General features: G+C 37.3%; 11 protein-coding genes. 6 read left to right on the top strand and 5 right to left on the bottom strand.

What is annotated here, in order from left to right:
* Both ON09_RS19720 and ON09_RS19715 read right to left on the bottom strand, forming a co-directional pair.
* The coding region (locus ON09_RS19720; protein WP_010602791.1) for an aminotransferase class III-fold pyridoxal phosphate-dependent enzyme at positions 1-467 on the bottom strand (467 nt) is incomplete at its 3' end.
* A gap of 214 nt (positions 468-681) precedes the next feature.
* Positions 682-1551: a 1-aminocyclopropane-1-carboxylate deaminase/D-cysteine desulfhydrase gene (locus tag ON09_RS19715; protein WP_010602790.1), complete on the bottom strand. Its 870-nt coding sequence runs from the start codon at positions 1549-1551 to the stop codon at positions 682-684.
* 380 nt (positions 1552-1931) lie between these two features.
* Here ON09_RS19715 and ON09_RS19710 point away from each other — a divergent pair, with 380 nt between their 5' ends.
* Positions 1932-2960, top strand: a complete 1029-nt coding sequence (locus ON09_RS19710; RefSeq protein ID WP_010602789.1) for an RluA family pseudouridine synthase — start codon at positions 1932-1934, stop codon at positions 2958-2960.
* Positions 2961-2963: 3 nt separating this feature from the next.
* Entirely contained in the window at positions 2964-3803 is an 840-nt protein-coding gene (locus ON09_RS19705; protein WP_010602788.1) for an aminotransferase class IV, read from the top strand.
* A 47-nt stretch (positions 3804-3850) separates the two neighbouring features.
* Here ON09_RS19705 and fmt read toward each other — a convergent pair whose 3' ends face one another.
* Positions 3851-4759: a methionyl-tRNA formyltransferase gene (fmt, locus tag ON09_RS19700; protein ID WP_010602787.1), complete on the bottom strand. Its 909-nt coding sequence runs from the start codon at positions 4757-4759 to the stop codon at positions 3851-3853.
* A gap of 88 nt (positions 4760-4847) precedes the next feature.
* On the opposite strand from fmt, the gene ON09_RS26515 reads away from it, so the two are divergent.
* From ON09_RS26515 to ON09_RS24475, 3 genes are read left to right on the top strand one after another with little or no spacing between them, the layout of a single operon-like run.
* Positions 4848-5465, top strand: coding sequence for a DNA topoisomerase IB (locus ON09_RS26515; RefSeq protein ID WP_262495839.1), 618 nt, complete (start codon positions 4848-4850; stop codon positions 5463-5465).
* A 1-nt stretch (position 5466) separates the two neighbouring features.
* Entirely contained in the window at positions 5467-5895 is a 429-nt protein-coding gene (locus ON09_RS26510) for a hypothetical protein (protein ID WP_316927823.1), read from the top strand.
* Between the two features lie 24 nt (positions 5896-5919).
* Entirely contained in the window at positions 5920-7767 is a 1848-nt protein-coding gene (locus ON09_RS24475) for a PAS domain-containing sensor histidine kinase (RefSeq protein WP_010602786.1), read from the top strand.
* Between the two features lie 38 nt (positions 7768-7805).
* Here ON09_RS24475 and ON09_RS19685 read toward each other — a convergent pair whose 3' ends face one another.
* Both ON09_RS19685 and ON09_RS19680 read right to left on the bottom strand, forming a co-directional pair.
* Positions 7806-8012 carry a hypothetical protein gene (locus ON09_RS19685; protein ID WP_238533754.1) on the bottom strand — a complete coding sequence of 69 codons (207 nt, stop codon included), beginning with the start codon at positions 8010-8012 and terminating at the stop codon, positions 7806-7808.
* 121 nt (positions 8013-8133) lie between these two features.
* Complete coding sequence (locus ON09_RS19680) at positions 8134-9405, bottom strand: exo-beta-N-acetylmuramidase NamZ family protein (RefSeq protein ID WP_010602784.1); 1272 nt, start codon at positions 9403-9405, stop codon at positions 8134-8136.
* A gap of 169 nt (positions 9406-9574) precedes the next feature.
* Between ON09_RS19680 and ON09_RS19675 the strand changes: the two genes are divergently transcribed.
* Positions 9575-10092: ABC transporter permease (locus ON09_RS19675; RefSeq protein WP_010602783.1), on the top strand; the 518-nt coding region annotated here is incomplete at its 3' end.

The raw sequence follows: 10092 nt of genomic DNA, 5'->3' as shown, positions 1-10092 counted from the left end.
CTTTCAAAATGCAATACTTTAAATCCTTTTTCTTCGGTATATCCCTTGGCGAAGTTCTTCTGTACTTTCCAATCCATGGCTACTTTAATCGCATTTTCAACCGCAAGTGCACCTCCGGCAATAAAAAAAGCATGTGGTAAATAATCAGGAATGCCAACTTTCGAGAATGTTTCTATAAACTGTGCATATTGCTGGGTGTAAACATCAGAATTTGAGGGGTTGGCCATTGCCGCAAGCAACAAATTTTTCTTGAAGTTTTCATCATTCACCATTTTAGGGTGATTATATCCTAGCGGAACGGAAGCGAAGCAGGTAAAAAAATCGAGAAGTGTTCTATTGTATTTCGAATCGTAAATATAAGCTCCATGACTTTTCTCCATATCATAGGTAAGATCGAAACCATCAGCTAAAATGTGCTTGCTCAAAGTTTCGTTAACGCGATCGGCAGGTACTGTTAATTGGTACATAAACTTGGATTTGGTATAATTCAAATTTAGTAAAATGTGCCTAAAAGCAAAATTTAAGCACTTTTTGTACCGAAAGCTAAAAAAATAGGTTTAAACAGTTTAAAGTATGATTATAGACAAAAATTGATTTTAGACTTCGGGAATGTGGAAAACTTTTTTAATTAAATCGATTCAAAATTTAGTTTAACTGGGGTATTCCTAATGGGCGTTAAGCTTAAAATTTATCTTTCATGCCCAAAATTCCCAGTAATCCACCTGTATGTATGGCTAATATTTTATCATTGGCATTAATGATGTTTTTTCGCTGAAGATCAGCAATGGCATAGAACATTTTCGCGGTGTAAACAGGATCTATAAGCATTCCTGTTTTTTCAGTGAAATTTTTGATGAAGTGAATCAATTCTGGAGTGGTTTTAGCATATCCACCAAAATGAAAGCCGGTATGTAAAGTGAGGTGATCAGAGATGGAAGTATATTTAGAAATTTCGTCTTTAATAAAGTCTCCTCCTTTTAGGACAGGAATGACATGAAGTATGGTATGTAGATTTTTGTACTGAATAGCCTTCAATAAACCGGCAGCTGTAGTTCCTGTTCCTGCTGCAACGAAAATATGATCATAAGTTTCGTTTAGTTCTGTTATAATTTCCGTACAACCTTTTACCGCTTCTTTAGATGCTCCACCTTCATCAATAAAGTACGCATTCGAGTCATCTTCAAAATGACTTTTGAAGAGTAAATTTTTGTTTTTATAGCTTTGCCTATCTACAAAAATCAACTTCATTCCAAAGAGGGAACAAAGCAGCAGCATCTCATTTTGCACTGCTTCTCCTCTAACAAACGCTGTTGATTTAAAACCGAACCGAGCAGCAGCAGCGGCAGTTGCTACAAGATGATTTGAATACGCTCCGCCAAAGGTGATCAGATGTTTCTTATTTTCGTTCGAAGCCTTTGCTAAAATGTACTTTAACTTCCTCCACTTATTTCCAGAAACATAAGGGTCAATCAGGTCATCACGCTTAACAAAAAGATTATCAAACAGATCTATTTCTATTTTCTGTACAGGACTGTATATTTCTTGAAACACGTGTAAAAATAAAAAACACCTGCACAATGCAAGTGTCTTTTGGGCGTTTTCTTTAGATTTTTTCTACTTGAAATATATTTTCCTCATTAGATAAGGAAAAAAATTAAGTACAATCTTAACGTTTTGAGTAAAATTTTTCATAATTGTTATCGATTAGATCTAGGTGTCAACAAAAAATAAGCCAATATTGTTTTAAGTTGTAAGGAAATTAGTTTCTTAACAATAATTTAATTTCCTTCATTGATTTTTTGTTCTTTTAAAGTCGCAATACATTGACTGCGAGCAGAGATAAAACGGAAGAGATAGCTCGTTACCAAGCACTTTTTGCTAAAACTTAAGTCATTAGAAAAATCTTGGCCTTAAAAGTTTATTTTTGCACCATGGAAAATGTGGTCGAGTTACCAGAATCAGAAGAGCAGGAGTTATACGAACATTTAAAAATTGTGGTAGATAAGGGTCAATCCTTATTGCGTATTGATAAATTTTTGATGGTTCGTGTAGAGAATGCTTCACGTAACCGAATCCAGAATGCCATTGATGCCGGCAATGTTTTGGTTAATCAAAAGCAGATAAAGGCCAGTTATAAAGTTAAGCCATTTGATGAAATTTCAATAGTTCTTCCTCATCCGCCACGCGATACAGAAGTTTATCCTGAAGATATTCCACTAGATATTATTTATGAAGACAGTGATTTGTTGGTGGTAAATAAGGTTGCGGGCATGGTCGTTCATCCGGGTTTTAATAATTACACCGGCACGCTGGTAAATGCTTTGGCTTTCCATTTTGAACAGTTGCCGCAATTGCCTGGAAACGATGGCCGACCCGGGTTGGTTCACCGAATTGATAAAGATACTTCCGGACTTTTATTGATCAGTAAAAATGAAAAGTCAATAACCCATTTAGCCCGTCAGTTTTTTGATCACAGCATTACCAGGAAATATATTGCGCTGGTTTGGGGCGATATAGAAAATGATGGGACAGTAACGGGTTATATTGGGCGAAGCGTAAAAGATCGCCGGGTGATGGACATTTATGACGATGAAGAAAAAGGCAAATGGTCTGTAACGCATTACAAAGTTTTAAAACGTTTAGGCTATGTAACCTTAATTAGTTGCGAACTCGAAACGGGTCGTACACACCAAATCAGAGCGCACATGCAACATATCGGGCATCCCTTATTTAGCGATGCCGTGTACGGCGGCGATAAGATTCTAAAAGGAACTACGTTTAATAAATATAAACAGTTTGTAGATAATTGTTTCGAAATACTGCCAAGGCAGGCATTACATGCACAAAGTCTGGGCTTTATTCATCCAACAACAAAAGAATATATGCATTTTGAATCGCCACTTCCGGCTGATTTTAAAGCTGCATTAAATAAATGGGAAAATTACATCGCCGCATCTTAATATATGTCTCAAAAGTATCTTTTATTTAATGATGAATTTCATGCGGTTGATGCTCCGATATTAACGGCTTCGAACAGAAGTTTTAAGTTTGGTGATGGGCTTTTCGAAAGTATGCGCATGATCGATCATAAACTTCAGTTTGCTGATTTTCATGCCGATCGTTTAATTGGTGGAATGAAAGCCATTAAAATGGATGGTCATGCTTTGATGGATGATTATTTTTTGCGCCAGAAAACTGCTGATTTGGTGAAAAAAAACAGATGGAACGGCAATGTTCGTTTCCGGTTATCGGTTTACCGTGAGGGTGCAGGAGTTTACACGCCCGAAATTAACAAGGCAGGTTATGTTTTGGAAGGAATGCCATTAACAAGCAATCAATATGAGCTAAATAGTAAAGGTTTAATTATTGATGTTTATGATGAAATAGCGAAGCCGATTAACAAATTGTCGAATTATAAAACATCAAATGCGTTACCTTATGTAATGGCCGGGATTTTTAAGATTCAAAATCGTTTAGATGAGGCGATGATTTTAAATCAAAACGGTTTTTTGTGTGAGAGTATCAGTGCAAATGTTTTTGTAGTGTACAATGATCAGATTTATACGCCGGCCTTAACTGAAGGCTGTGTGGGTGGAGTGATGCGAAGCGCAGTGATGCAACTTTGTAAAATGAACGATCTGGCATTGGTTGAAGCACAAATTAACCCGGAAATTTTGAAGGAAGCTGAAGAAGTTTTTATTACCAATGCCACACAAGGCATCCAATGGGTAATGGGTTATGGTAGAAAAAGATATTTCAATGAGGTTTCGAAGTTTTTAATTGATAAGCTGAATGCACTTTAGTTTTTGTTGGTGCAAATGTAATTAGCTTGAATGGGCTAATAAATCATTTACAGTCTCATTCCACGGAGAAAATCTTCGATAGCCATGCGTTTTTTTCCTTCGTATTGAATATCTAAAAGTTTAATAAAACCATCTTTTGTTGCAAACTTTAAATAAGTTTTTCCATCAGTTAAAAAACCGCCTGCTACTATTGCAGGTTCCTTATCCTCTAATTCTGCCTTAAAAATTTTAAGCGTTTTATCATTTAATAAAGTAAATGCTGTTGGATACGGACTTAATCCGCGAATCAGGTTAAATATCTGCTGTGATGAATTGTTCCAGTTGATTTTGCAATCATCTTTAAAAATTTTCGGAGCGTGTTTTAAAACATCATTTTGTGGTTGAGGCTGTTCGGTATAATCTCCTTTTTCAATTGCCGTAACGGTTTTTACCAACAACTCGGCACCGATGTGCATCAGCTTGTCGTGCAGGTCTCCGGCAGTTTCTTCATCTGAAATAGGGGTTGATGCACTTTGAATAATGGCTCCTGTATCAATTTCATGTGTCAGGAAAAATGTAGTAACACCACTTTCTTTTTCTCCATTAATAACGGCATGATTAATTGGCGCTGCCCCGCGATATTGTGGCAACAGCGAGCCATGAAGATTAATTGTCCCTTTTGGCGGCATATTCCAAACCACTTCAGGTAACATTCTGAATGCTACAACCACTTGTAAATCGGCCTGATAAGCTTTTAGTTGTTCCAAAAATTCAGGATTCTTTAGTTTTTCCGGCTGCAGAACCGGGATGTTCTTTTCTATAGCGTACTTTTTTACAGCACTTTCATTCATTTTCTGACCACGACCTGCCGGTTTATCTGGAGCAGTAATTACTGCAACAACATCAAAGTTGGCTTGCACCAAAGCATCTAAAGAAGCAACTGCAAAATCGGGCGTACCCATAAAAACTATTTTCATACCAAAGGTGTTGTGTTTTAAATTAACGAGAATGTGCGCATTAAGTTTTTACAAAATAACTAAAAATAAATCATCCTTATAGGTTAAAATGGTACAAGGCAAAGATGTTGTTAAAGCAAACGGATTGGTTTATGTAACCGATTCAATGCCCGGGATTTATCGCAAAGGAAAGCCTGGTAAATTCCATTATGAGGATAAAGATGGTCATAAAATAAGTGAAGAAAAGCATTTAGACCGTATAAAATCGCTGGTGATTCCACCAGCTTGGCAACAGGTTTGGATTGCAAATAAACCAAATGCCTACCTGCAGGTTACAGGCATTGATGCTGCCGGAAGAAAACAATATAAATACCATCCGAAATGGACGAGCCGTCGTTCGGATGATAAATATTTTCGCCTGTTCGAATTTGGGAAGGCTTTACCTGAGGCCAGAAAAAAACTAGCAAAAGATTTAAAAAGAAAAGAACTGGATGAACGTAAAGTGTTAGCCATTTCTGTTGATGTGCTTCAGAAAACATTAATCCGTGTGGGTAACGAAAGTTACAAACAACTTTATGGTTCCTTTGGATTAACTACCTTACGAGATAAGCACGTTAAAATTAACGGAAGTAAAATCAATATCAATTTCATTGGTAAAAAGGGTGTACAGCAGAATTTAGAACTGAATGACCGGACATTGGCTAAACTGGTAAAAAAAATGCCGTGATATTCCTGGTCAGGATTTATTTCAGTTTTACACTAATGGAAAAGAACATAAGGGAATTGATTCAGGGAAAATAAATAACTATATCAAAGAAATAACCGGCAACGATTTTACAGCAAAAGATTTTCGGACCTGGGGTGGCACTTTGGAAGCTTTACGCCAGTTTTCTAAATGTGCTGCAGATAAAGACTGGGAACTCAACACTAAAAAAACGGTAGTGAGTGTACTAGATTGTGTGGCAGAGAAACTCGGTAATACCCGGGCGGTTTGTAAAAGTTCTTACGTTTACCCAATTTTGATTACGGCTTATGAAAACAACGAGTTGGAGAAATATTTAAAAAAAATGAATAACCAGAAGGCGATTGGAAAGCTCGGCCTTGAACATGATGAGAAAGTGTTGCTATCATTTCTCAAAGCCAATGGAAGTAAGTAAAACAAATTATATTTGTTCAGTTTTATGCAAATAGATTTACAAAATAAAGTTTCTTTATTTAATATACTTATTGAAGAATCGGAAATGCCTATCGGCCTGTACGTGGGCGAGGATTTTAAAATTGAAGTGGCCAATAAAGCCATACTTAGTGCATGGGGAAAAGATGCCTCTGTTATTGGGATGACATTAGTTGAAGCATTGCCTGAACTAGACGGGCAGCCTTTTATTAAAATTTTACAGGAGGTTTTCGAAACCGGGGTTGCTTACGAAGCGAAAGAGGACAAAGCGGAAATAATAAAAGATGGTGTACGACAAACATTTTATTTTGACCTTGTTTACAAACCATTAAAAGACCAAAATGGTAAGGTATGGGCCGTGTTAAATAACGCAACCGACGTAACCGAACTTGTAAATGCTAAAATTAAAGTCAAAGAAAGCGAAGAACTTTTTAGGCAGATGATTTACGATGCGCCGGTTGCCATCGGCATTTTGCGTGGACCAGATTTTGTGATTGAAGATGCAAATGATGATTTACTGCACATCTGGCGTAAAGATAAAAGTATACTTGGACTTAAATTACTGGAAGGCTTACCAGAAATTCACGATCAGCCCTTTCCAGAATTGCTGATGCAGGTTTATCAAACCGGGATACCTCATTATGGATATGAAACCCGTGCAAGGTTAGAACACAATGGCAAATTAGACGATTACTATTTCAATTTCGTATACGATCCTGTTCGCGATAAAAATAATAAAGTTACGGGAGTGATGGTGGTTGCCAATGATATTACCGCTCAGGTAAAATCGCGTGATGCATTTAGGGAAAGCGAAGAACGTTTCCGGAATTTGGTGCACGATAACCCGATGCCTACAGCACTTTACGAAACCGAGGACATTATAATTAAAATTGCCAATAATGAAATGCTTAAACTTTGGGATAAAGATGCAAGTGTGATTGGTAAAACCATGGAAGTTGCCATTCCGGAACTGGAAGGCCAACCTTTCATTGGGATTTTGAAAGACGTATTTCGTACTGGAATAGCTTACCATGCCGATCAGCAGGTTGCAGAACTATCGGTAAACGGTAGCTTGCAAAAATTTTGGTTCAACTTTACTTACAAGCCTTTAAAAAATGCCGAAGGTAAAGTTTATGCCATTTTACATGCAGCTATTGATGTTACAAAACAGGTTCAGCTACAAAAACAAAAAGATGAGTTTTTAGGCATTGCCAGCCACGAATTGAAAACCCCTGTAACCAGTATAAAAGCTTATGCACAGGTTTTAGAACGGATGATTCGCAATGAAGGTGATGAGAAAAAAGCCAACATGGTACAGAAAATGGATGTGCAGTTAAACCGTTTAACGGGGTTAATTGGCGACCTTTTGGATGTAACAAAGATACAGGCCGGCAAAATGACATTCAATCCTGTACATTTTGATTTTGACTCCATGGTTCAGGAGATGGTTGATGAGATGCAGCATACTACATCGCAACATCTGATCAATACCAGTTTAAATAGCAGGTCGAATGTTTATGTAGATAAGGAGAGAATCGGGCAGGTAATAACCAACTTTCTTTCAAATGCGATTAAATATTCATCTGATGCAAACAGCATTGATGTGGCAAGTTATGCAAGCGATGGAGAAGTTGTTTTGAGTGTTCGTGATTACGGCATTGGCATTTCTACAGAACTTCAGCATCTGGTTTTTGATCAGTTTTATCGTGTGGGCGGCAATTTGCAACATACATATCCTGGTTTGGGTTTAGGGTTGTATATCTCTTCAGAAATTGTCAAAAATGAAGGTGGAAGAATATGGGTGGAGAGTGAAGAAGGCGAGGGTTCGACCTTTTATTTTGCTTTGAAGATCTGATTACGCTTTCATCAACGTAATCAGGTCTGTTTCAAACATTATTCTTTAGGTGCCTTTTTTATCGGATCAACAGGCTGTTCTTCATTTTCCCGTTGTTTTGCCGGATTTTCTGTTTTTGGTGGCTTGTTAGGTGTACTGTCATTTGGCTTCCTAACTGTTTTATGATCTTCAGGCTCTCTTCCTTTTGGAATTTCTTCCTCATAATTGCTGCCCGGATTGTCATTCGTTTTTTTTGGTCCGCTCATGATGTGAATGATTGAAATTAGTACAGAATGACAAAAGGCCATTCTTGATGATAATAACAAAGTTTTTTATACGATTGTTTGAATCCTACTGCCATTCCTCAATCATCTGCTCAATTAATCACTATTTATAAAGCAAATACTTCAGGCGCATCTTTTTATACGCACTTAAACCTGGTTCCCAACTGGCCCGAATTTCTTTCTCACTTTTTCCGGCAATAACCTGTTGCCTGAAATCGCCCACACCAACCAATCGCTCAATGGTTCCCATTTCTTTGCTCAATTTACTGTTAAAGAAATCTTCTTTTTTTGGCGATGCGTTGTATAACTCAATTAACCAGGAAATATTTACTTGTTTTGATTCACGGAGTTTTTTCGTGTCGTAGTTTCTCAAATCTAAACCATAGCAAAGTTGGTCTTGAAACAAAGGCGTTTCTGACATCCCTTTTATGCTTTTTGGTGTAAAGCTGAAATCAAATTTTCCTTTCAGGTAGGGAGCGCCTACAATAGTAAACGGAAACATGGTTCCGCGGCCATGGTTTAAATATGTGCCTTCAAACAAACACGTTGATGGGTACAAAAGAATTGATTGTGCGGTATTCAGGTTCGGAGATGGTTTAACTGGCAAAACATACTCCATGTCATGGTTGTAATTTGCATTCTTAATTACGGTTATTTTGCATTTTACTTTATCCTTCAGCCAACCTTCGCCGTTCAGCATTTGGGCATATTCGCCAACCGTTAAGCCATGTGCAATGGGAATTGGCTGAATGCCTATTCCAGATTTGAATTTAGGATCGAGAATCGGGCCATCAATCAAGTAACCGTTAGGGTTCGGACGGTCCAGAATCAAAAGCTCTTTTTTATTAACAGCACAAGCTTCCATTACATGCTGCAAAGTATTGATATAGGTGTAAAAACGTACACCCACGTCCTGAATGTCGAAAACCATAATGTCGATATCTGCAAGGTCTTCAGCAGTTGGTGTACTGTGTTTACCATAAAGCGAAACCGCCTTAATGCCTGTTTTGGTGTCAATAGCATCATCAATTTTAACACCCGCACTGGCATCGCCTCTAAAACCATGTTCCGGACCAAATATTTTCTGAATTTTAACACCACGTTTTAATAAGCTATCAACAGCGGTTTGATTGCCAATAATCGATGTTGGATTTACAACCATTCCAACGCGTTTGCCTTTTAACAGCGGAAGATATTTTTCCGTTTGTTCTGCGCCTGTTTTAATGGTTTTAGCTGCAGGATCGTTTTTTTCGTTTAAAGAAGTTTCGTTAACTAAGGAATTTTTTCCTCCTTCTTCCTCTGTAATTTTCGGGCCCTGGCCACAGGCTGAAAATGCAATGAACGATGTCAAAGCGAAGCTGATGTATTTTTTCATTATATAGGATTTTAAATCGGTTAATGTTAGTCAATCAACCTTAAAACAATTTACCATTTTATTTGATTATTGTATTTAAACAGGATTCTTTTTTCATGACCATTATATTCCAAATATATACCATTTTTAAAAAGGATTTAAGCATTTTTGCTGTTACAAAATAATCAAGTTGAATTTCGAATATTTCATAGCCGGGCGTATTGCCATAAAATCAGAGCGTACTTTTTCAAAGCTTATCGTTCGTATTGCCATTGTTGGTGTGATGCTGAGTCTGGCAGTGATGATCCTGTCTATTGCAATTATTAAAGGCTTTAAAACGGAAATCCAGGATAAGGTTCGCGGGTATTTGGGTGATGTTCAGATTACCCGCTACGATCTTAATAATTCTTTTGAGCATTCGCCTTTTGTATTGGATAGCGAAACCGCAAAGAAGCTTAAAGAAAATCCAGATGTCGAATACTTTTATCCATTCGCTACCAAACCCGCTATATTATCAGCTAATGAGGAAATAGAGGGTATCAATTTTAAGGGAGTTGATAAAAGCTATAATTGGGATTACATCAAACAACATATTATTAGCGGAACTATTATTGATTTTTCGGATAGTACGGCTGCTATGCAGGAATTACTAGTTTCAAATTATACCGCAAACCGTTTGAAACTTAAAACCGGCGATGATTTCATCAT

It is taken from the genome of Pedobacter agri PB92 (assembly GCF_000258495.1).
GTDB classification, from domain to species: domain Bacteria; phylum Bacteroidota; class Bacteroidia; order Sphingobacteriales; family Sphingobacteriaceae; genus Pedobacter; species Pedobacter agri.
Note: the sequence above shows the minus strand (reverse complement) of the source record. Positions and strands in the feature narration are given on the sequence as shown.

Bases quoted from the DNA above. Each gene is read 5' to 3' on its own strand.
- ON09_RS19710 (WP_010602789.1), top strand. From the start codon at position 1,932: ATGGAAAATGTGGTCGAGTTACCAGAATCAGAAGAGCAGGAGTTATAC.
- ON09_RS19705 (WP_010602788.1), top strand. From the start codon at position 2,964: ATGTCTCAAAAGTATCTTTTATTTAATGATGAATTTCATGCGGTTGAT.
- fmt (WP_010602787.1), bottom strand. From the start codon at position 4,759: ATGAAAATAGTTTTTATGGGTACGCCCGATTTTGCAGTTGCTTCTTTA.
- ON09_RS26515 (WP_262495839.1), top strand. From the start codon at position 4,848: ATGGTACAAGGCAAAGATGTTGTTAAAGCAAACGGATTGGTTTATGTA.
- ON09_RS24475 (WP_010602786.1), top strand. From the start codon at position 5,920: ATGCAAATAGATTTACAAAATAAAGTTTCTTTATTTAATATACTTATT.
- ON09_RS19685 (WP_238533754.1), bottom strand. From the start codon at position 8,012: ATGAGCGGACCAAAAAAAACGAATGACAATCCGGGCAGCAATTATGAG.
- ON09_RS19680 (WP_010602784.1), bottom strand. From the start codon at position 9,405: ATGAAAAAATACATCAGCTTCGCTTTGACATCGTTCATTGCATTTTCA.